We start from the raw sequence: 21754 nt of genomic DNA on the forward strand, positions 1-21754 counted from the left end.
GCGGTGGTGCCGGACCATGTACGGACCGCGGACGGGCGGCGACTACGGGTCGAGATCTCGGGGGACCCGAACGGACACCCTGTGTTCCTCCTGCACGGCACCCCCGGCAGCCGGGTCGGTCCCCGGCCCCGCGCGATGTTCCTCTACCAGCGCGGCGCCTGCCTCATCAGCTACGACCGCCCCGGATACGGCGGCTCGGACCGCAAGGCGGGCCGCCGGGTCGCCGACGTGGTCCACGACGTCTCCGTGGTCGCCGACGCCCTCGGACTCGACCGGTTCGCGGTGGCCGGGCGTTCCGGCGGCGCGCCGCACGCCCTCGCCTGCGCCGCCCTGCTGCCGGACCGGGTGACGAGGGCCGCCGCGCTGGTCGGGCTCGCGCCGCGAGACGCGGAGGGCCTCGACTGGTTCGCGGGCATGGCCCCCTCGAACGTCAACGAGTTCCAGACCGCGTTCACCGATCCGGAGCGGTTCGCGGCCCGGCTCATTCCGCGGTCGGCGGCCATCCGCAGCGACCCGGCGAGACTGCTCGAGGAACTGCGCAGGGATCTCACCGACGACGACCGGATGATCGTCTCCGACAACGCCATCCGCTCCATGCTCCTGCGCAACTACCTGGAGGCACTGCGCACTTCACCCTACGGCTGGATCGACGACGCCTTCGCGCTGACCGGCCCCTGGGGGTTCGACCCGGCACAGATCGATGTGCCGGTGCTGCTGTGGCACGGCGGGAAGGACGTCTTCTCGCCCGCCTCGCACTCCTCCTGGCTCGCGGCCCGTATCCCGCGCGCCACGGCCGTACTGGAACCGGCGGCGGCCCATTTCGCGGCCCTGCGGGCCCTGCCCACCGCCCTCAACTGGCTGCTCGCGGAGGACAGTCAGCCCTGAGCGCGCTGCCGCGGCGCAGTCCGTCGGCGAGGCCCCCGTGCCCCGCCCCACTCACCCCGCCTCACACCGCCAGCGGCTCCAGGTCCCGGTACACGCGCCGCCTGCTGTGCGCGAACCGCGTGATCCCGTTCTCGTCGCCGAGCAGCATCCGCAGCTCCGTCAGTGCCTCCCCGTGCAGCCGCTCCGCCTCCGCCTCGTGACCCAACTCGCTCAGTGTCAGGGCGGAGTTGGCGACCACGGCCAGTGTCTCCGGATGATGCGGTCCCAGCACCTGACGCAGGGCCGTCACCGCGGTCTCCTCCAACTCCCGGGCCTCGTCGAGACGGCCCTGGCCGGCCAGCACGTTGGCGTAGTTGACACCGCAGAACAGGGAGTGAGGGTGCTGCTTGCCCAGCACCTCGCCCATACGCCGCAGCACCTGCCGGAACACCGTGTCCGCCTTCTCCGTGTCGCCGCAACCCCAGTGGTAGATACCGAGGTTGTTCAACGCGGCCTGGGTGTACGGGTGGGCCTCGCCCGGTACGTCCATGTACCGGGCCAGCGCCTCCCGGGCGACCTCACGCGCACGCTCCCGTTCGTCCGCCGCGAACAGGTCCGCCGCCATGTTCAGATCGCAGGCCAGCGAGTCCGGCGTCGGCTCCTTGTACTGGCTCCGGTACTGGTCCTGCGTCGCCGTCGTGAGCCGGCGGGCGTCCTCGAACTGCCCGGCCCGACGCAGCGACACCGCCAGGGACTTGGCGCACCGCAGCGTGCCCGGGAACTCCTTGCCCAGGATCCGCTTGTGCGTGTCGTACGCCTGGGACAGCACCGCCACCGACTCCGCGTACCGGCCGACCTCACGCAGGTCGCGGCCCAGCCCCTCGGCCGAGGCCAGCGTGTAGGGATGCTCCGGCCCCAGCACCCGCTGACGCCGGTCGAGCGTCTCCTGGTCCAGGTCGCGGGCGTCGCTGTAACGGCCCACCATGCGCAGGGCGAGGGCGAGGTTGTTGGCCGCGTTCAGGGTCCTCGGGTGGGACTCGTGGAAGATCTCGCTGAACCCGTTGTGCGCCTCGCGGGCGAGGTTCTCCGCGGACCGGTAGTCACCGAGGGCGGCGAGGTCGCTGGCGAGGCTGGACGTCGTGACGTACGTGTGCGGGTGCGTGGGTCCGAGTACCCGGCGCTGGCGGTCCAGCAGTTCGCTGTCGATGTCCCGGGCCTCGATGTAACGCCCCTGCGAGCGCAGCACGTTGGCGAGCTGGCAGCGCAGATACAGGTACTGCACGTCGTCCTCGCCGCGCAGCGGCTTCCAGTGCTCCAGCAGATCCTCGGCACGCTTCTGCGCGTTGGGGAAGTCGCCGCGTTTCCAGTAGTAGCGGACCCGGTCGATGAGCAGCCGGCGGGTCTCGGTCTCGGTGCAGTTGCGGGCGTCGGAGGCGGTGAGGTGCGGCCAGATGACGCTGAACCGGGGCCAGCTCTCGGGGTCGTCGATCGGCTCGTCACCGTCGGGACGGGCGCCCGCGAGCACCGTGTGCACGACATGCCGGGCGCGGCGCTGCTCCTCCTCCGTCAACTGCGCGCGGATCACGGCCTGGACCAGCCGGTGGACCTGGATGCTGTTGCTGACCTGGTCGACCTTGGCGAGCGCGAACCGCCCGATCTCCTGGACGACCCGGCCGAGCAGCAACGGCTCCTGGAGCGCCGGGTCGTACGGTTTGAGGGCGTCGATCATCTCCTTGCTGTACAGCAGGTCGGAGGAGATCGGCTCCGCGGCCATGAACGCGCACAGCTGCAGAAGCCGTACCGACGCGGGAGAACGTTCTTTCAGCTGGGAGATGGACACGTTCCAGGTCGCGGCGACCGTCTTCGGGTAGTCGGCGGGCTGGTTGAGGTCCAGGACATCGGTGGTCTGCTCGGCCAGCTGCCGCAGATACGTCTCCACGGGCGTGGCCGTCTCGGCCAGCCAGGCCGCCGCCTGCTCGACGGCCAGCGGCAGATCGCCCACCGCCAGCGCCACCTGGTCGGCCGCCTCGGGGGTCAGCCCTCTGGCCCGCCGGGTGAGGTGTTCGACGCTCTCCTCGCGGAGGAAGACATCGACGAGCTGCGCCGAACCCTGTTGCGCCCAGGACTGGTTGCGGGAGGTGATGAGAATGTGCCCGCTGCCGCCGGTCGGGAAGTACGGGGTCAGCGCGGCCGGGTCGTCGGCGTTGTCGAAGACCAGCAGCCAGCGGTTGGTCGGCGTGCCCCGCGACAGCATCTGCCGGGCTTCCTTGCTGGCCATGGTGATGTCCTCGCGGCCGGGCGCGCCGATGCGGGTACCCAGTTCGGCCAGCGAGGCGACGACATCGTCCTCGTGCTCGGCCGACGTCCACCACACCAGGTCGTAGTCACCCATGAACCGGTGTACGTACTCCAGTGCGACCTGGGTCTTGCCCACGCCGCCGAGCCCGAACAGGACCTGGGGCTGCGAGGGTCCGGCGGAGACACCGCCGCCGAGCTGGTCCCGTATGCGCTCCAGAATGACGTTGCGCCCGGTGAACGTGTTGTTGCGCTGCGGCGCGCTCAGATACGACGGAATGTTGCCGGGGAAGCGCGCGGCGTGCGGGCCGCCCTCCGGCGCCTGCCCGGGCAGGCCCAGGGCCCGCAGCACCGCCGCGGCGCACTGCGACTCGTCGAACCGGTGCAGGTCCACGGGGTTGTGGTCGATGTAGGTCTCGGGCAGCCGCACCTCGTCGACCCGGAGCGCGACCGTCGTACCGGGCGGGGCGTCCACGCCGCCGTCGGCCAGGGTGCGCCAGACGGTGTCGGCGTACCGGGACTTCTGGAACGCGGTCGACAGCAGGACCAGGGTGCGGGTGGCCGGGTCCGCGCGCTCGACGGGACCGCCGGAGATGTCGTGCGACACGACGTTGCAGCCGACCCGTTTGAGCAGCGACTCGACCCAGTCGGCCCACATCCGGTTCTCCGCCGAGTACGCCACGACCACGTTCGCCGCGCTGGTCAGGGGGCGCCGCCTGAGGTACGCGTCGCGGCAGCGCAGCCGGACCGGCTCGGGGATCGGCGGCAGCGTGGTGATGTCGCCGTCGGAGATGACCTGGGTGAGCCGCTCGAACGCGGACAACAGCGACTTGGGGTCACCCTTCGCGTCGCCGAAGGTGGCGAGGGTTTCCTCGTACGCGTAGTAGGGGCGGTAGGGGATCTCGACGCTCCCCCAGTAGGCCGTCAGCTCGTCCGGGCCCAGGTTCTCGCCCTTGAGCCCCTTGGGCAGCCCCTGGAAGCGCAGCCGGGCCAGTGCCCGTCCGGCGTCGACCTTGTCCTTCTCGCCCTCGTCGATACGCATCGGCACCGGCAGCACCCGGATCGGATGCGGGAGGGAGCCGTCCTCGACGCTGCGGGCCACCGCCGCCCCGCCGTCCAGGGACTGGTCGCTGAGGGTGAAGCAGTCGACCAGGACATCGGGCATCTGCATGGTGCAGATGTCCGCGTTGTCGGACAGTCCGGTACGGCTGTCGATGAGGACGTAGTCGTACGACTTCTTCATGTTGGTGCGCAGTGCCTTGAGGAAGGCGCCGCCGCCCAGCCGGTCGTAGAAGTTGTCCCACTCCAGGGAGGACACGGTCGCGGAGTAGGCGCGGTCCTGGCGGCCCGCGGACAGGAAGTCGAGCGACCCGCCGTCCTTGAAACTCAGCCCGAACCGTTCCGGGGTGAGGGAGATGGCGTGCTGCTCGACGTTCGCGTAGTCGTCCTGCCAGTCGCCGGAGCGCTGCGGGCCGGTGGTCGCGGCCCACGCGAAGTCGTGAATGATGTTGATGACCCCCGTGGTGGCCACCAGCGCGTTGGGTTCCAGGAACGGGTGGAAGAAACGGTGCAGGCCCGGAGCCTCCAGGTCCCAGTCGACGGCCAGGACCCGCTTGCCGTTGGCCGCGAGGATCCACGCCGTGTTGGCCAGGGCCATCGTGCGGCCCGTACCGCCCTTGTACGAGTAGAAGGTGATGATGCGTCCGTTCCGCACGGCCGTCATGCTTCTCCTCCGTTGTCGGATCCCGATTCCGGGTACTGCGGCTGAATGGGGCCCATCAGGCGGGGCCTGGGAACGTGCGGACCGGGTGGCGGATGCGCCTCGGCGTGCTTGAGGAACTGCCGGGTCGTATGGGCCACGACGGAGGGGAGCACGTCGGTGAAGGCCTTGAGGGTGGGCACCCCGGTCACGGCGATCCGGCAGTCGGTGCGCCGGCCCCGGTCCAGGATCAGCGGGAGGGTGCGCTCCAGCTCCGAGGTGAGCTGCCGCCCTTCCGGACTGTGACACTGCAGGTCGAGGCGGTTCCACGGAACGATCGCACTCACCCACGGCCGGGCATGGGCGTCGAATATCTTGAGCCGACGCCGCCGCTCCTCGTCGGTCAGCACCCAGCGGTCGACCAGCAGGATGCCCGGCCGCCCCACCGCCTTGTCGTCCTTGTCACCGTGCTCGTCGCCGTCGTCGGGCGAGCCGCCGGGTGGCGGCGACGGCTCCCCGGGGTCCTCGTCGTCGAAGGAGGACACCGTGATCCGGTAGTCCAGGGAGCGGATGAGTTCCTCCGCGAGCGAGGGCAGCGGACGAGTGGACTCACCGTGGTACGGGTTCCAGTCCTGCGCGTCCTCGCCGTACGGCCGGATGTCCCGGTGCTCGGGGACACTGTCCCGCGTCGGCGCGGCCACGGTGAGATGGATGTGCCGGGGACCCGCCCCACGTGGCTTGAACGCGCTGGGCGTGCTCTCGTAGTTGCGGGGCCTGCTCGGCGCCAGCGGTGACTCCTGGGCGACCCGCACGATGCGCTGTGCCAGGCCCAGCACGGTCTCCTCGTACTCGTCGTGCAGCCGGTTGAGTTTGATCAGGCCGTAGATCCCGTTGGTGGCGTAACGGTCGCCGTAGGTCGCGTGGTCGAGGTGGATGTGCCGTACGGAGTCCGGGAGTTGGTCGTAGTCCACCCGGGTCCACAGGGCGGGCACGATGGCGGAGGCGGAGCCCGTTCCGGTGGCCTTGGCGTGCAACACCCGCTCGTGGAAGGCGTACCACTCGCGTCCGCACATCTCGCTGGTGAAGTACCGGGGAGAGAACAGCGGTACGAACACCCGGCATCTGGCGAGGTTCTCGCTGAGCTTCTCCGGCCAGCCCTCGCCGGAACGCATCTCCCGGTCCATGAAACCGGCCTGGGAACCGGCGGGCAGATCGGTGAGCGCCATGATGTGGTTGCACAGATCCCGGTACAGGACGTGCACCCAGTGATCGGGGTCTCCGCCGCCCGTGCCCCACGGTGGTGTGTGTGCGTAGGAAAGGAAGAAGTAGGGCTGGGTGTCCGGCCCCCGGTCACCCCGTTCGGTGTTGTCCACACGCCCCCCTGCCCGTAGGTGACCCCTACGTCGGGGTCACCTGACCGGAACCAACAATGTGCCCGACGGGATGCTCGGCCGGGTTGCTTGTTTTACGTCATTCCGGTGCGATAACCGGCCATCTGATCGACAGCGTGGTCCACGACGGCGCGCATGGCGCAAAGCGTGACCGTTTTTCCGGCCCATTCCCGCTCCACCGACAGTTCACGCGGGAGCCGCCCGCCCATCACACCGAAGTCGCTGTCGTCCAGGACGAGATCCTCGTACGAGATCCAGTTTCCCCGCTCGCCCACCACACACCGGTAGGTACGCAGAGGGGCGGGCGGGGTCGTCCGGTACTCGGCCAGATGGAACGCGCTGCACACCTCGAACCCGACCCGCAGCAGCAGGATCTGGGCGTCCGCCGCGTACAGCGCGGCCAGCGGTGAGCGCTCACCGAGATGACAGTGCGGATCGTGCCGGCCGAGCAACTCGGCGGCCCCGGGCCCGAGTCCGGCGAACGACGTCTGCGGATGTGCGCTGCGCACGGCACCGGGAGTGGTCCGCACACATTCGGCCAGCGCCCCCACGGAGGGGCACGGCGTGCTGTCCGGGGCGAACGGCGGCATCGCCGCGCGGAAGGCCGCCTTCTCCCGGTCGGTCAGCCCCTCCACGGCGGCCTGGTAGGCCCGCGAGGTGTCGGAGTTCTCGGGCGTGAAGGCAGGAACGACAAGCGTCCCGCCGGGCCCCAACACGGCGAGCAGGGCGTCCCGCACGAGGGAGGGCGCGACTCCGGTGCCGTGGAGCGAGGCGTGGACGAGAAGCGGGGAAGCGGACCGGATCCCCAACTCCGCCAGCACGTCCCGTAGTTGCCGGTCGGGATGACCTGAGGAGCGAGCACGGACCGAGGTGCCGGGGGCGGAAGGGCGCGGGCTTCGACGGGCGCTCGGGGCCGAGACGGGGTCGCCGCCGACCGCGAGGACGGAGCCGGCAGCCAGGGTTTTGCTCTCGGGGTCGGCGGTGGGGGCGGGCGGGGCTGGCCATGGTGCGAGGTCGGAGTGCGGGGTGGTGGGGGAGTCGGCCGCCGGGGTGGGCGTGTCGTTGGGGTTGGGGCTCGGGTCGGTGGTGGGGGCGGGTTGGGGTGGCCATGGTGTGAGGTCGGGGTCTGGGGTGGTGTGGGGGTGTGCGGCGGTCGTGGGGCCGGTGCGCGGGGCGGGAGCGCTTTTGGGGTTGGTGGTGGGTGAGGGCTGGATCGGGGGTGGCCACGGCGTCCGGTCGGAGTGCGGGGTGGCGGGGGAGTCGGCGGCCGGGGTGGGCGTGTCGTTGGGGTTGGGGCTCGGGTCGGTGGTGGGGGCGGGTTGGGGTGGCCACGGTGCGAGGTCGGAGTCTGGGGTGGTGGGGGAGTCGGCCGTGGGGGTTGGGTCGGCGGGCGTCGTGCGCGTGTCTTTGGTGGGCGCGTACGAGGCCGGGGGTGGCCATGGCGTGCGGTCGGCGTGTGGGGTGGGCGGGCCTTCGGTGTGGGGGGCGGTGGTGGGCGGGGGCTGGGTTGGCCGTTGGGCGGTGGCTGTCGGGTGGGCCGGGGTGCTTCCGGGTAAAGGGGCAGGTGATACCTGAGGTGGGGGTGGTGTCCGGTCCGGAGTGGGCGGATCGTGGCGGGCTCGGGTGGTCGCCGGGGTGGGTGGCGGTTCTCGGGGGCCGGGCTCCGGGGTGGTCGGCGCCAGGTGGGGTCGGTCAGGCATGGTGGGGCCTGTCGGCCGGTGTGTTCACGTGCTCCGCCCACTCGTTCCACAGCTGGGCCGCCAACACCGCCCCCGTTTCCGTGAGTTCGCTCTCCGGGAGAACGGTCAGCTCCACCAGGGCACGTACCGCCGCCTCACGCCGGGCGCTGCCGAGCTGTTCGAAGGCCTCGTCGAGAAGGCGGCCCGCCCGGTTGCCCAGAACGTTCAGGTCGCTGGTCTCCCGGAGTGACTTGAGCCGGGCCCGCCGCCCCAGCCGTGGCAGCTCGCGCGCGAACTCCTCCGGCGTGAAGTCGACCGCCACGCCCAGCGCCCCCGGCCCGTGCGTGCCGAGCCGCAGTCCGCTGCCCGCCGTCAGCGGGGTGACGGTGGTGACATGGAACGCGTTGCGGTCCACCGACCACCGTGGCAGCCGGGCGTCGAGCAGTTCGTACGCCCGCCTCAGACGCTCCGCGAAGGACGCCGGGGTCGGCCCGGCGGCCGGCGGCACGGCAAAACAGTCACGGTAGGGATCCGCGTCGTCGATCACCAGCGCCGGTCTGCCGGGCAGTTCCACGGTGTCCAGCGGGCGCCACTGGGGAGTGGCCGCGGCATCGGTGAGCTGCACCTGTACGGGGCCCGACCTGCCGAACACGCAGAAGCCGCCCGGCGTCGCCTTGACCTCGACCCGGCCGGGCTCGGCCAGCATGAACGTGCCCAGCGCCGGAAGGTGGAGGGCACGCTCGGGCTGGTTCCAACCCAGGGTCACATCGGCGCCGGCGCGCACCGCCGTCGCGCAGGCCAGGGCCAAGAAGCGAGGGAGATCGGCGGCTTCGTGCCGGGACCGGAGCAGCGACGTGCGGATGTAGGGGTGGGTGAGAACCTCATTGAGGTGCTGGGTGGTGTCGTCCCCGGAGTCCAGCCCCAGCAGCGTCCGCCGGGCGTCCTCCCCACCGGGTTCCGGCGCCAGGTCGTCGAGCGTGACGCTCAGCAGGGTCCGGTCCAACTCCAGCTGGGAGAAGCTGAGTTCGTCCGATCGACAGACCGAAGGGGCGAGTGCCCGGCTTGTCACCCGCTCGGCGATGCCGTCCACCAGGGCACGCAGATCCGCACAGAAGACCGAGGGGTTGTCGAACTCTCGTTCCACGCTGTAGCGATGGGCGTACAGCCCGCCGCCGCAGGAGTCGACCACCGGACAGGAGCGACAGGCTTCACTGACACCAGCGAGCCCGCGCTGGCGGGCCACGACTCCCTCGTGCCGGGCGAACTCCTCGAAGCCGTGGCGGAAAACATCGTAGCCAGTGGACGCTGCTCCATCGAAAGCGGTCCTGAGCGAGTCCGCCTGCTCGAAAGTGCCGTCAGTCTCGATCACCGCGAGGTCGGACGGGGCGAGTCCCATCGCCTCGGTCAGACTGGGACCGCCGCGCAGGGTACTGAGCACCGACTCGAAAGTCCGTACCGGAATGCGGCGCCCCTGTTCCTCCCAGAGGTCGAAAACCGCGAGCAGCCAGTCGGCATAGGGGGTCGGTGATCCGGAAGGGTTCGGTGGCGGGTGCTCCCAAGTCGAATGCGGTAGCAAATAATCGATACGGGGAGGATCGAGAGCCGTCAGCGATTCGTGCACCGCGACGGGATCGTTCGCGACATCAACGGTGCACAGCAGACCGCCGAAGAGGTGGCGGTATGCGGGGGAGCGCAGAAGGTCGATTCCGCGCAGTACCCGGTCGTAGCTGCTGCGGCCTCTGCGGTCGAGTCTGTGCCGGTCGTTGGCGGCCCGGTCACCGTCGAGTGAAATACCCACCCTGACGCCGAATTCCGCGAAGACATCCAGATGGCGCGGGCTCAGCTGGATTCCGTTGGTGTGAATCTGGAGGTCCAGTGTGGTGACCGGGGCGAGGGTCCGTGTGAGTTCCGCGCAGATTTGTCCGAGCCGGGTGGGGCCACAGAGAAGAGGCTCGCCCCCGTGAAGAATGATCGTCACGGAAGGTAGCTTGTGCGCCTCGGCGTAGGAGGCGAATCGCTGGGCGGTCCGGGTGAGCGCCTCTTCGGAGATGACGACCGGGCGGGATTTCCAGCCCTGATCGGCATGCTCGTACACGTAGCAGTGGTCGCAGGCCAGGTCACATCTGCTGTGAACCTTCAGGACCAGCTGCTGGAGGGAGGGGCTCGTCACACTGCATCATTGCAAACCCACTACCCTACCCGAGACCAACTCGTCGAAATGTCCCCGAAGTTGACGAGTGTGACAGCTGTGACGTGGGGGCATCCGACGGTTGTTCCGTCGGATACACCTGTCCGCGTGAACCTCGGACTCAGACCGCCGAGTTGAAGGTGGGGTGAGTCGGACGCCTGTCGGGACTGTCCAGCAGTCGCCCGATCGTGCTCGTGACCGCGGGCGAGTAGCGGGAGAGGCCGGTCAGCGGGGTCTGCCGCTGCTGCGTCGGCCGAGCGCCGTTTGTGGGCGCTGCCTGTGGCTGAGAGAGGCTCATGACTGGCTCGTAGCTCCTTCTGCTGGCGCTGTCCAGCCCCCTTGTCGTCGGTTGGGACCCGCCGGCGACAAGAAAGTCTGGTTTTGACGCGGACGATACCGGAGGACGACCCCCAGGATGGAATCTGTCCATTCGACTTCAGGGCTCTCAATGCCAAGAGTGGGCAATATGAGTGGGCAATGACCGCGGGGGTGAGTCGATTGCACGCCAGTACTCCGGGTCCCAGTGTCACGCTGAGTGAGAACGATCTTCCACCGCTCTTTGTTCTGAGCGATCGGCGGGCGCTGAGCCGTCAGAGTGAGACCTTCTACGCGGTGCGCACGCAGTTGCTTCTGCTGTTGTCGGCGACAGCGATGGCGATGCTGGCGGAACGTTTCGACAGTCATATTCCAGCAGCATTTGCGGCAACACTTTACGCCTTCACGATTGCTATCGGCCTCCATATCGCCCGTCGCCGGGCCCGCGCTCAGTGGCGGGCACACCGTGACGCGGCCGAACTGCTGAAGTCCCTGGCTTGGCAGTACATGATGCACGGGGGACCGTTCCACTCCCGGGTCGCCGACCCCGACGGGCTGTTCGCCGAACGGCTGGAGGAGCGGCTGCGGGAGCTCAGACGGGTGGGGTGGGAGGACTCCCGCAACGGCGTCCACGCTCGTGGCGCCGGGCAGATCACCCCGGCCATGCGGGCCGTGCGCGCCAAGCCGTTCGCCGCCCGCCGGGACATCTACCTTCGTGACCGGTTGCTGGAACAGTTCGTCTGGTACAAGAATCGCGCCGCCGAGTCGCATCGCTCCTCCGTGCGCTGGACCTCCGGCACGGCCGCGCTGACCTTTTTCGCTCTGCTGGCCGCCGTGCTCCGGGCCCTCGGTGTGATCGGCGGCTGGGACCTCACGGGGCTCCTCAGCGCCGGTGCGGCGGCCGGGGTGGCCTGGCAGGAGGTGCGGCGGCACCGGCCGTTGAAGTACGCGTACTCCCTCATCGAACAGGACCTGGAGACACTGCGCGTCTCGATGACCAAGACGGTGACGGAGGCGGGGTGGGCGGACGCGGTGGCCGAGGCCGAGCGGATCGTCTCACCGCAGCACACCGACTGGCTGGTGCGGTTCGGCGGCTGACCGACGGCACCGTGGACACCGCGCTGGTCGGCACGTCGGCACGCCGGTACCCCGGCCCCCCGAGACCCCAGACCCCGCCCCCCACCTCAGCCCCGCAACACCCCCGGCCGCCAAAGCACCGTCACCGGCACCCCCGTGCGCCTGGCGTACGCCACCACGTCGCCCGTGCCGCCGAGGCCGCGGGCGGGCAGGCCGTCCCATACCGCGACCAGGCGGTCGGCGTGGTCGACGATCCAGCGGCCCGCCGCGAAATAGGCCTCCTCGGGTGTCGCCTCGACGGGCAGATTCACCTGTGTGCGGCAGGAGTCGAGGAGGCGGCGGTACGCGGCCCGGGTGTCCGCGTCGCCGAGGTGGGCCTCGTAGTCCATACCGGGAATCACCGCCGTGACGGGGATACCGCGGTCCAGGGCGAGATCGGCGAACAGTTGGTCGGCCCCCGCCGCGAGGCTGCTCAGCGCCTCCAGCTCCTCCTCGCCCTGGAACTGCCGCCGGATGCCCGTGCGTACGGACGGCAGCACGGCGGCCGGGATCGAGCGATGCCCGGTCACGCCGATGCGTGTGCGGACGCGCGATCCGACGCGCGTGCCCATGCCCGTGTCCATGCCCGTGCCGACGCGAGTGCCCCCGCGCCTGTCGAAGTCAGTCACTGGCTGCCCTCCGCCGTCCACTGTCCGTGACCTCCCTACAGGGTGCCGTCTTCCAGCGGCGCCTGCCAGATGACCGGCGTACCCGGGCCTGGGCCCGTTGTGCCGTCGTGGCTGCCGTCATCGGCGTACACCGTCAGCCGTACGGCGTCCCGGCCGTCCGGCAGGACCGCCGTCGCGTCCACGGTGATCTCGACGCGGGTGACACCGGGGCGGCGTACGGCGTCGGCGAGGGCGCGGCGCAGGGCGGTGAGGAGCCGGGCGGCGACGGCGGGCGGGACGCGGTGTTCGACCGGGCCGGTGAAGTGGGTCGAGGGCCGGCGGCCGAGCGCCGCGGACACCCCGGCGGCCTCCCGAAGTACCTTGCCACGCAGGCTGGTTGGCGCGTCGGCCGGAAGCTGCTGAAGGGCGAAGATGGTCGTACGGACCTCCTGGACCGTGGCCTGGAGCTCGTCGACCGCGTGCCCGATGAGCTCGCGCACCCTGTCGTCGCCCGCCGCCCGGCGCTGGGTCGACTCCAGCATCATCCCCGTGGCGAACAGCCGTTGGACGACGAGATCGTGCAGGTCACGGGCGATCCGGTCGCGGTCCTCGTACACCGCGAGGCGGGCCCGACGGCGCCTGGCCTCGGCGAGCACGAGCGCGAGGGCGGCCTGCGAGGCGAACTGTGTCGCGAGCAGCCGTTCCGTGTCGGTATACGGGCGGTCCCCGCGCCGGCGCGGCAGCGCGAGCGTCCCGATCAGCCGGCCCTCGGCCTGCAACGGCAGCAGCATGCTCGGCCCGAACCGGTGCCGTACTGGGGTCGTCATCCGTGGGTCGGTCGCCGAGTCCTCGACGAACACCGGTTCCCCGCCGAGGAGTTGAACGAGGACGGGACTGCCTGGGGCGATGGTGGTGCCGACGATGTCACCGGGCTCGTCGTCGCGCGTGGCCGCGGTGACGATCTCCATGCCGCCCTCGTCCGTCGGCTGCAGGATGACACCGGCGGCGGCGTCGGCGAGGAGCCGGGCGCGGTCCGCGACGGTGAGCAGCGCGTCGTCGGCGGCCCCACCGGTGAGCAGCGCGGTGGTCACGGCGGCGGCACCCTCGATCCAGCGCTCACGTTGCCGTGCCGTCTCGTACAGCCGCGCGTTGCCGATCGCGATACCGGCCTGCGCGGCCAGCAGACCCAGCAACTGCCGGTCGCTGTCGGTGAATTGGCCGCCGTCGAGCTTCTCGGCGAGATAGAGCCGTCCGAACTCCTCTTCGTCCACTCGGATCGGTACGTCGATGACGGTGACGCCTTCGCGTTCGGCGCGCCCCAAATCGGCTCTGCGGATCTCCACCAGGCCGTCGTGCCCGGGGTCCGCCATCGCGAGTCCCGCGTACCGGGCCCCGGTCAACTCGGCCGCGCCGTCCACGATGTGCTGGAGGGTGGTGCGCAGTTCGAGATCGGTACCGATGCCGAGCACGGCCTCGAGTCGGGGTGGCAGAGCTGGGGCTGGGGATGGGGGCGTGTCGTCGTCCGGCATCCCGGATGGCGGGGTCACCGGTTCGGATGCCGGCGGCCTCAGGTGGCCAGCGGGTCCAGCACCATCGGCTCGATCTTCCCCTCGAGCATGTACCCGAGGCCCTGTACGGCGCACACGTCCGGCCGCTCGGCGATGTGCACCGGCATGCCCGTGGCCTGCCGCAGCATCTGGTCGAACCCGGGGAGCAGTGCGCTGCCGCCGACCATCATGATGCCCCGGTCGGCGAGGTCGGCCACCAGATCGGGCGGGCAGTCCCGCAGCACCTTGCCGATCCCGTCGAGTACGGCGGTCAGCGGCGTCTGGATGGCGTCGCGCACGGCGGCGGTGTCGACCTGCACGGAACGGGCGAGGCCGGTGGCGACGTCCCGTCCGTGGATCTCGGTCGACGACGGCCCGTGGGCGGTGAGCCCGTTCCCGGAGAGGGCGAGCTGCAGCGGACGTACCGACTGGCTGGGCAGCATCAGCTCGTGCTGGTGCCGCAGATGCTGCACGATCGCGTGGTCGACGGCCTCGCCCCCGACCGGGATCCGCTCGGCGGTCACGATCGAGCCGAGGGAGAGGACGGCGAGCTGGGTGGCGGCGGCACCGCACACCATGACCATGGTTGCCTCGGGCCGCTCGACGGGCAGCCCGCAGCCCACGCCGGCGGCGATGAGCGTGTCGACGAGTTCGACGCGCCGAGCGCCGAGCCCGACGAGCGTCTCGATGGTCGCGCGCTGCGCGAGCGGGTCGGCGTCGTGCGGGTAACAGGCGGCGGCCCGCAGGAAGGGCTTGCGGCGCAGCGTCCGCCGTACCTTGTCGCCGATCAGGTGCCGCAGCATGCGCTGCGCCATCTCGATGTCGACGACGGTGCCGCCGGACACGGGCCGTACGACCCGGATGTAGTGGGGCGTACGCCCGGTCATCCTCTCCGCGAACTCCCCGACCGCGATCAGCGCGCCGGTCTTGGTGTTCACGGCGGCGACGGACGGCTGGTCGACGACGAGCCCGGCACCCTTGACGTAGACACGGGTCCGCGCGGCCCCGAGGTCGACGGCGAAATGGCAGCGGCGCATCTGTTCCAGACTGACAGTCATGGCAGATCCTCCCGAGAGCGCAGACCGAACGGGCCGCGCCGGTCGGCGGGCCTCCACTGGCATCGTGCGGGGGGTGGGGGAGGGGGCGCCTGTTGTGGGGGGCCGGGTGGGGTGCCGCCGTACGGGTGGATCTATCCGTCCGCGCGGCCCACGATGCCCCGCACCACCCCCAGCTCCACCAGGTCCTGCGGCCGGATCCGGAGTTGGTCCGCCGTCGCCTCCACCTCCCCCTCCGGGCGCTTGAGGATGGCCGCCGCCAGCTCCGGGGCGATCACGGAGAAGTAGCTGTCCGGTGTGGCCCACGTGTTTCCGGGGGCGGCCAGGGCCAGGGCGCCGCCCGAGCCGCCCTCGCCGATCAGCAGCGTGGTGACCGGCGTACGGGCGGCGGCGACCGCGAGGAACAGGTCCGCGATGGCGGCCCCCGCGCCCTGACGCTCCGCGTCGGCGTCGTTCGCGGCGCCCGGGGTGTCCACCAGGGTCAGCACCGGGATGCCGAGCCGGTCCGCGAGGCGGATCAGCCGCGCGGCGGTGCGATAACCGGCGGGCCGGGTGGCCGTACCGAGCTGGGCGGCGTACGCGACGGTCCGCCCGTCTCGCGCAAGCTCGCCGAACCCGCATGCCATCCCGGCATCGGTACCGCCGCAACGGTCGCCGCTGATCGCGGCGCGCCGGGCGAAGTACGCATCCAAGTAGGCCTCGGCGCGCGGGCGTCGGGGTGACCGGGCGCGCTGGACGGCGTCCCATCCGGTGCCGGGGAGGGACACCGCGCCGAGGGACGGCGGCGGCGGGACGGCCTCCGTCGACCCGGCCCGCGCGGCAACGCCACGGGCACTGGTATGGGTGGGGGCGCCGGTCCTGGCCCCGGCATGGGCGCCGGTGCTCAGCAGGCGCAGCCACAGGCCCAGCGTTTCCCGGAGCGCCTCCGGGCGTACGATCGCGTCGGCCGCGCCCGCCGCCACCTGGGCCTCGGCCGTGTACGCCGCCGGGTCCGCGTCGGCCGGCCGGACCCGGGAACCCGCGAAGCCCACCTGGGCGCCGGGCAGCGCCAGCACGACGTCGGCTCCCGCGCCCAGGGTCGCCCACCCGCCGCCGGTCGTCGGATCCCGCAGGACCGCGATCTGCGGCAGGCCCGCCTCCCGCGTCAGCGCCGACTGCCGTGCCACGCGCTGGAGTTGGGTCAGCGCGAGCATGCCCTCCTGCATTCGGCTGCCCCCCGTCGCGACGAGCGGGACGACGGGCAGACGGTGGGCGCGCGCGTACTCGTAGGCCGACTCCAGCCTGTCCCCGGTGCGTTCGCCGAGTGAGCCGCCGAGGAAACCGAACTCGAAGGCGATCAGTACGGCCGGGGTGCCGTCGATGCGGGCGGTGCCGCAGACGACGGATTCCTCCTCACCGGTACGGGCGGCGGCACGGGCGCGCGAGGCGTCGTAACCCTGCCAGGAGAGGGGGCCGTCCGGCGTGAACTCCCGGGTGGGGTGGGGGAGTTCCCTGAAACCGTCGGTGAAGCGGTCGGTCGGGTCGTCGGTCGAGATGTCGGTCCAGTCGTCTGTCGAGCTGTCGGCGAGGAGAGAGATGAACTCGCGGGCGGAGTGGCGCCCGGAGGTCCGGTGGGTCAATGGATCGGCCACTCGGTCAGTCGCTGGGTCATTGGTTCGGTCACTCACCGGGCAGGGCCCGCTTCATGATCTTCCCCATGTCGTTGCGCGGGAGTGCGTCCAGGTAGCGCACGACCCGGGGGCGTTTGTGCGGGGCGAGACGGCCGGCGACATGGTTCGCCAACTCGTCGGCGCCCGGCGGGGACTGCGGATCGGCGGGGACGATCCAGGCGACGATCCGTTCGCCCAGGTCGGCATCCGGTTCGCCGGTCACGGCCGCCTCGCGGACGCCCGCGTGTTCCAGCAGGGCGTTCTCGATCTCGCCCGCGCCGATCTTGTAACCGCCGCTCTTGATCAGGTCGGTGGCCTTCCGGCCGACGATACGGACATAGCCGTCGGCATCCCGCACCGCCATGTCCCCGGTCCTGAACCAGCCGTCGGCGGTGAACGCGGCGTCGGTGGCGTCGGGCCGGTTCAGGTACTCGGAGAACAGGTTCGGCCCGCGCACCTGGATCTCGCCCACGCTTTCGCCGTCGTACGCCGTGATGGGCGACCCGTCCTCCTCGACGAGCCGCAGCTCGACGCCCGGCAGCGGCACGCCGACCGTGCCGGCGCGTGGCTCCCCGTCCGCGCGGACGCTTGTGTTCATCAAGGTCTCGGTCATGCCGTACCGCTCCACGACCCGGCGGCCGGTCGCCGCCGTGATCCGCTCGTGGTCGTGCACCGGCAGTGCGGCGGAACCCGAGACGAGCAGCCGGGCCCGGCCGAGCGCCCCGGCGAGTTCCGGGTCGCCGGGGAGCGCCTCCGCGATCCGGTGGTACATCGTCGGTACGCCGAACAGCATCGTCGCCCCGTCGTTCAGCTCGCGCGTCACGCCCTCCGTGCCGAACCGCCCGAGGTGCCGTACCGAGCCGCCGCGCCGCAGCGGACCGAGGATGCCGAGAATCAGACCGTGCACATGAAAGAGCGGAAGTGCGTGCACCAACACGTCCTCGTCGGTCCACTGCCAGGCGTCGGCGAGTGCGTCCAGCGTGGCGGCGATGGCACGGCGCGGGATGACGGCGCCCTTGGGCGGCCCGGTGGTGCCGGAGGTGTAGACGATCAGGGCGGGGGTTTCGGGGGCGGGTTCGTACGCCGTCCCGGTGGATGCCCCGCCGGACGGCCGCACGTCAACGTCTGCCTCTACGTCGATGCGTTCCAACGCGCCGAAAGCGGCTGGGAGTTGGTCGCCCGGGGCGGCGATGACGAGCGTGGGTGAGCTGTCCTTGAGGATGTGCCCCAACTCGCTCTCGCCCGACTTCGGGTTCAGCGGCACCGCCGGGACCCCGGCCAGCAGCGCGGCCACGACGCCGACGGCCGTCTCCAGGGTTGGCGTCGCCCACACGGCGACCCGGCCGCCCGCCCCGGAGATCCGCTCGGCGAGGACGCCGGCCGAGGCGGCGAGTTCGGCGTACGTCAGCGAGCGGTCGCCGAAGCGCAGGGCGGGCCGCCCGCCCGCGGTGTCGGTCGGGCCGTCGGTCAGCCCGGGGAAGAGAGAGGACACGCGTCGTACTCCTTAACTCGTCACGTCGGTCGTACATGTGCGGTCGTACGTCGGAGGTCACGCCCAGCCGGGTACCACCAGCACCAGCCACACCACCGCGGGAACCACGGCCACCACGTTTCCTCCGTACACCATCAGCTGCCGGAAGAAACGTTCGCGGTCGACATCGGCGCGTCCGACGCACTCGCATGAGCGCGGGCGACCTTTCGGCGGGCCCTTTCCCGGTTCTTTGATCCCTCTCGTTCACGGGACGGCTCCCGCTGTGCCTTCTTCAGCTTCTTCTCCGCCCGCCGCAGGAACCGTGGGCTGTCGATCTTCGTGCCGTCGGAGAGGACCGCGAAGCTGGTCAAGCCCAGAACGGCCTACGTGGAGGAGGACGACTCGCGGCCGGCTGAGCCGAACCAATTCCCTGTCCCGGGCACTGGCCCACACGAGGGCCCCAGGCCAACGCCCCCAGTTTCCCGTCCCTTTGACTGTTAGCCTGCGCGCATGTCAGACCTGGGAAATGTCGCCTGGCCGCCCGAGCCGATCAAAACCCAGAGGCTCGTACTCCGTGAGGCCGAGGCCCGGGACCGTGCGGCGTTCATCGAGCTGCTCGCCTCCCCGGAGGTGCACACCTACCTCGGCGGTCCCCGGCCGCGTGACGAGCTCGAGCGCGAGATGCCCGAGGCGGCCGGGGCGCCCGAGCGCTGGCCCGGGAGTTTCGTCGTCGATCTCGACGGAGCGATGATCGGCCAGATCCTGCTCAGGAGAGCGACAGAACACCGCCGCCCGGCCGCCGCAGGAAAGGCCGACCTCGGTTACCTGTTCCTGCCGCGGGCCTGGGGGTCCGGATACGCAGCCGAGGCGTGCGCGGCGGCACTCGACTGGTTCGACGGGGTCCTTCCCGGCGAACCGGTGGTGCTCACCACCCAGAGCGCCAACCTCGCCTCGATGCGCCTCGCCGCGAAACTCGGGTTCACCGAGGTGGAACGGTTCCAGGCCTGGGACGCCGAGCAGTGGCTCGGCGTCCGGTCCCCGGTCACACCGTCCGACTGAGCCCAACCCCACCCCCGCCGCTGCCCGCGACCACATCCGCCACCACGCAACTCACGTTGTCCGGGCCCCCGTTGGCGTTCGCCGTCTCGATGAGGGCGACCGCGGTCGCGTCCGGGTCGGGGACGGTGGCGAGAAGGTGCTGGATGGTGTCCTCCGGTACGGCCCTGGTCAGGCCGTCCGAGCAGAGGAGGTACCGGTCGCCGGGCCGGGCGTCGTGCAGACGCAGGTCGGGGGAGGCGGGAGCGCGAGTCAACGCCTTGACGAGCAGGGTGCGTTGGGGGTGGGCGGCGGCCTCCTCCGGGGTGAGCCGGCCCTCGTCGATCATCGACTGGACCACCGTGTGGTCGTGGGTGATCAGAAAGAGCTCGCCGTCACGCAGGAGATACGCGCGACTGTCCCCGATGTGTACGAGGGCGAGGCGCGAGCCGGTCCACACCATCGCGGTGAGGGTGGTGCCGACATCGTCGGTCTTCTCGTCCCCTGTCCTCCCGTGCTCGGTGTCGGCGACGTCCCGGACCGCCTGGGCGGCGCCCTGGACCGCGTCCTCCAGCAGGTTCAGGACGCTGCCCGCGGTCAGCGGTTCGGCGTCCAGGAACTTCAGCGCCTCGACGGCGGCCGCGCCGGCCGGTGCGCCCCCGGGTCCGAAGCCGTCGGCGACTGCCAGGACGCGTGCGCCGGCGTACGCCGTGTCCTGGTTGGCCGCGCGGACCAGACCGGTGTCGGTGCGGGCGGCGTAACGGAGTTCGAGAAGATCGGTGCTTGCCATGAGGTGGGTGTCCTTCCTCGGCGGTGTCGAGAGATGGTCGACGAGGAACGCGGCGAGATCCCGGCGGGCCGCCGTCTCCGCCTCGACCCGCGCCCAGAAGGCGCGGATCTCCTGGGCGGCAGCCGGCGACTCCATGGCCCCGACCTGCCGGATACGGGCCAACGGCATCCCCAGCCGGCGCAGCCAGGCCACCAGCCTCGCCTGCTCCAGCTGTTCGGGCGCGTAATAGCGGTATCCGGTGTCGGGGTCGACGCGGGCGGGGCGGAGCAGGTCCAGTTCGTCGTAGAGCCGCAGGGCCTTCGGGGACAGCCGGCACGCCTTGGCGAACGCTCCGATGGTCAGCATCTCCGGCATCTCCGGTATCTCTGGCTTCACCGTGAAGCACCTCGTTCCCCTGGATTCCCGAGCCGTGTTCCTCGTTCCGCCACCGATGCTGCGGCTTCACCGAAGGTGAAGGTCAAGCGGCTTGTTAACCTTCACCCGGTATCACTATCAGTGGTGAACCAGCAGTACGCGCCTTACAGCGCGGCCCGCCTACTCGAGGGAGTCCCCGTGGTCCGCATCGCGATCGTCACCTACGACCCCCGTCCGGGGACCAGCAAGGACCGGGACTTTCCGGTTCTGGTACGGGAGTTGGTGGCCGCCGGGGCAGACGCGACCGCCGCCTACTGGGACGACCCCGCCGTCGACTGGGCCTCCTTCGACCTCGTGGTGGTGCGGTCGACGTGGGACTACACCTGGCGTGCGGAGGAGTTCGCGGGCTGGCTCGAGCGGTGCGGGAAGCTCACGCGGGTCGCGAATCCGGTCGGTGTCCTGCGCTGGAACATGGACAAGCGGTACCTCGGCGAGCTGGCCGCGGCCGGCGTCCCCACGGTCCCCACCAGCTACCTCGCCCCCGGAGAAGCGCCGCTCGACGCCTCCGACCTCCCCGACGACCGCGAGTACGTCGTCAAGCCCACCTCCGGCGCCGGAGCCCGTTACGCCGCCCGCTACACGCCCGAGGACCGGGAGACGGCCGTACGGCATCTCGCGCGCATGCACGCCGAGGGGTTCACCGCGATGGTGCAGCCGTACGTCGGGAGCGTGGACGTCGACGGGGAGCGGGCCCTGCAGTTCTTCGGCGGCCGCTTTCTGCACGCCAGCCGCAAGGGGGCCGTGCTGGCTCCCGGGACGGCGTACGACGACGACAAGGTGGCCCATCCCGACCTCGAGGTGTGGACCCCCACCCCGGCCGAACTCGCCGTCGCCGAACGGGCGTTGGCCGCCGTACCGGACAACTCCGATCTGCTGTACGCCCGTGTCGACCTCGTCCTCGGTGACGACCGTGAACCCCGGGTCATGGAGCTGGAGTTGATCGAGCCGAACCTCTTCCTCGACCTGCATCCGGACTCGGTACCGGTGGTGGTGCAGGCCATCCTCAGGGCCGCCGTGGGCCGCCAGTGACCGTCATGACGGCCGGGCCCCTCAGTCCCTGACCGCAACCCGCTGCAGCAGCCCCCAGGTGAACTCCGCCGCGTACTCCCGCCGTGCCCCGGCCTCGTCCGGTGCCGTGAACGTCAGACCCCAGCGGGTGGGGGCCGTCCCCTCCAGGGGGCGTGCGGGGGCGAAGGCGCGGGCGACCTCGTCGACCGTGCAGGACCAGGGGCGCAGGTCGGCCGATGTGTGGAGGTCCGGCGCCGGGGCGCCCGGGGCCCGTACCAGCCATTCGTTCCAGGCCACGCCGTTCGGGGCCACGAGCACCTCGAAGCACAGGTCGGGCCAGAGGGGGACCGGCCACAGCCAGGCCTCGCACTCCAGGTCGCCGATCCTGCGGGGCGTCACCGACTCGGGGGTGCCGAGGACCGAGCGGTACCGGGAGGCGGCGGCGCGGGCGCGCGGGGAGCGGAGCATCGCCTGCCAGCGTTTGTTGGCCTCGCGCATGTCCGCGATCGACACGCCCAGCTCATGGCGGGCGTCCTCCACCAGGTCCGGGTTGTGGTCGGCCATGCGGCGCAGGAGCACCAGCTGGAAGTCGAGAACCGTGAACATAAGGACCATCGTCCCGTAACGGCC

Annotated in this window: 16 protein-coding genes and 1 pseudogene; 4 read left to right on the forward strand and 13 right to left on the reverse strand. The window is 71.1% G+C overall.

The window, feature by feature from the left end; genetic code table 11:
* The first annotated feature begins 6 nt into the window (after window positions 1-6).
* Window positions 7-885 carry an alpha/beta hydrolase gene (locus PV396_RS15825; protein ID WP_319205551.1) on the forward strand — a complete coding sequence of 293 codons (879 nt, stop codon included), beginning with the start codon at window positions 7-9 and terminating at the stop codon, window positions 883-885.
* A gap of 61 nt (window positions 886-946) precedes the next feature.
* Here PV396_RS15825 and fxsT read toward each other — a convergent pair whose 3' ends face one another.
* The 5 genes from fxsT to PV396_RS15850 form a co-directional block, all read right to left on the reverse strand.
* Window positions 947-4882 carry an FxSxx-COOH system tetratricopeptide repeat protein gene (fxsT, locus tag PV396_RS15830; protein WP_319205016.1) on the reverse strand — a complete coding sequence of 1312 codons (3936 nt, stop codon included), beginning with the start codon at window positions 4880-4882 and terminating at the stop codon, window positions 947-949.
* Entirely contained in the window at window positions 4879-6231 is a 1353-nt protein-coding gene (locus tag PV396_RS15835) for a TIR-like protein FxsC (protein WP_319205017.1), read from the reverse strand. Before PV396_RS15835 ends, fxsT begins: the two co-directional genes overlap by 4 nt.
* Before the next feature lie 92 nt (window positions 6232-6323).
* Window positions 6324-7070 (reverse strand): AAC(3) family N-acetyltransferase, encoded by a 747-nt coding sequence (locus PV396_RS45135; RefSeq protein ID WP_416071423.1) that lies wholly within the window; start codon window positions 7068-7070, stop codon window positions 6324-6326.
* An 871-nt stretch (window positions 7071-7941) separates the two neighbouring features.
* Window positions 7942-10098: a radical SAM/SPASM protein FxsBH, inactivated beta-hydroxylase extension form gene (fxsBH, locus tag PV396_RS15845; protein WP_319205021.1), complete on the reverse strand. Its 2157-nt coding sequence runs from the start codon at window positions 10096-10098 to the stop codon at window positions 7942-7944.
* Window positions 10099-10237: 139 nt separating this feature from the next.
* The gene (locus PV396_RS15850) at window positions 10238-10414 is read right to left on the reverse strand and encodes a hypothetical protein (RefSeq protein WP_319205023.1); all 177 of its coding nucleotides are present in this window, start codon (window positions 10412-10414) and stop codon (window positions 10238-10240) included.
* A 179-nt stretch (window positions 10415-10593) separates the two neighbouring features.
* On the opposite strand from PV396_RS15850, the gene PV396_RS15855 reads away from it, so the two are divergent.
* Window positions 10594-11529, forward strand: coding sequence for a DUF4231 domain-containing protein (locus PV396_RS15855; protein ID WP_319205025.1), 936 nt, complete (start codon window positions 10594-10596; stop codon window positions 11527-11529).
* 86 nt (window positions 11530-11615) lie between these two features.
* Here the strand turns inward: PV396_RS15855 and PV396_RS15860 are convergent, their stop codons facing one another.
* The 6 genes and pseudogenes from PV396_RS15860 to PV396_RS15885 form a co-directional block, all read right to left on the reverse strand.
* Entirely contained in the window at window positions 11616-12119 is a 504-nt protein-coding gene (locus tag PV396_RS15860) for a hypothetical protein (protein WP_319205553.1), read from the reverse strand.
* Between the two features lie 92 nt (window positions 12120-12211).
* The gene (locus PV396_RS15865; RefSeq protein WP_319205027.1) at window positions 12212-13684 is read right to left on the reverse strand and encodes a GAF domain-containing protein; all 1473 of its coding nucleotides are present in this window, start codon (window positions 13682-13684) and stop codon (window positions 12212-12214) included.
* Between the two features lie 38 nt (window positions 13685-13722).
* On the reverse strand, window positions 13723-14760 hold the full coding sequence (locus PV396_RS15870) for a rod shape-determining protein (protein ID WP_319205029.1): 1038 nt from the start codon (window positions 14758-14760) through the stop codon (window positions 13723-13725).
* Between the two features lie 131 nt (window positions 14761-14891).
* Window positions 14892-16388 carry a carboxyl transferase domain-containing protein gene (locus PV396_RS15875; RefSeq protein WP_319205031.1) on the reverse strand — a complete coding sequence of 499 codons (1497 nt, stop codon included), beginning with the start codon at window positions 16386-16388 and terminating at the stop codon, window positions 14892-14894.
* Between the two features lie 28 nt (window positions 16389-16416).
* On the reverse strand, window positions 16417-17898 hold the full coding sequence (locus tag PV396_RS15880; RefSeq protein ID WP_319205033.1) for an acyl-CoA synthetase: 1482 nt from the start codon (window positions 17896-17898) through the stop codon (window positions 16417-16419).
* 170 nt (window positions 17899-18068) lie between these two features.
* Window positions 18069-18254, reverse strand: a pseudogene (locus PV396_RS15885) (transposase); the annotation flags it as partial.
* Window positions 18255-18387: 133 nt separating this feature from the next.
* On the opposite strand from PV396_RS15885, the gene PV396_RS15890 reads away from it, so the two are divergent.
* Entirely contained in the window at window positions 18388-18936 is a 549-nt protein-coding gene (locus PV396_RS15890) for a GNAT family N-acetyltransferase (protein ID WP_319205035.1), read from the forward strand.
* Here the strand turns inward: PV396_RS15890 and PV396_RS15895 are convergent.
* Window positions 18920-20047, reverse strand: a complete 1128-nt coding sequence (locus PV396_RS15895) for a MerR family transcriptional regulator (RefSeq protein WP_319205555.1) — start codon at window positions 20045-20047, stop codon at window positions 18920-18922. The two genes, PV396_RS15890 and PV396_RS15895, sit on opposite strands and share 17 nt — an antisense overlap.
* Window positions 20048-20254: 207 nt before the next feature.
* Here PV396_RS15895 and PV396_RS15900 point away from each other — a divergent pair, with 207 nt between their 5' ends.
* Window positions 20255-21145: a hypothetical protein gene (locus tag PV396_RS15900; protein WP_319205037.1), complete on the forward strand. Its 891-nt coding sequence runs from the start codon at window positions 20255-20257 to the stop codon at window positions 21143-21145.
* A gap of 21 nt (window positions 21146-21166) precedes the next feature.
* Here the strand turns inward: PV396_RS15900 and PV396_RS15905 are convergent, their stop codons facing one another.
* Entirely contained in the window at window positions 21167-21739 is a 573-nt protein-coding gene (locus tag PV396_RS15905) for a hypothetical protein (RefSeq protein WP_319205039.1), read from the reverse strand.
* Between the last annotated feature and the right edge of the window lie 15 nt (window positions 21740-21754).

The organism is Streptomyces sp. ME02-8801-2C, from assembly GCF_033793965.1.
Taxonomy (GTDB): Bacteria; Actinomycetota; Actinomycetes; order Streptomycetales; family Streptomycetaceae; genus Streptomyces.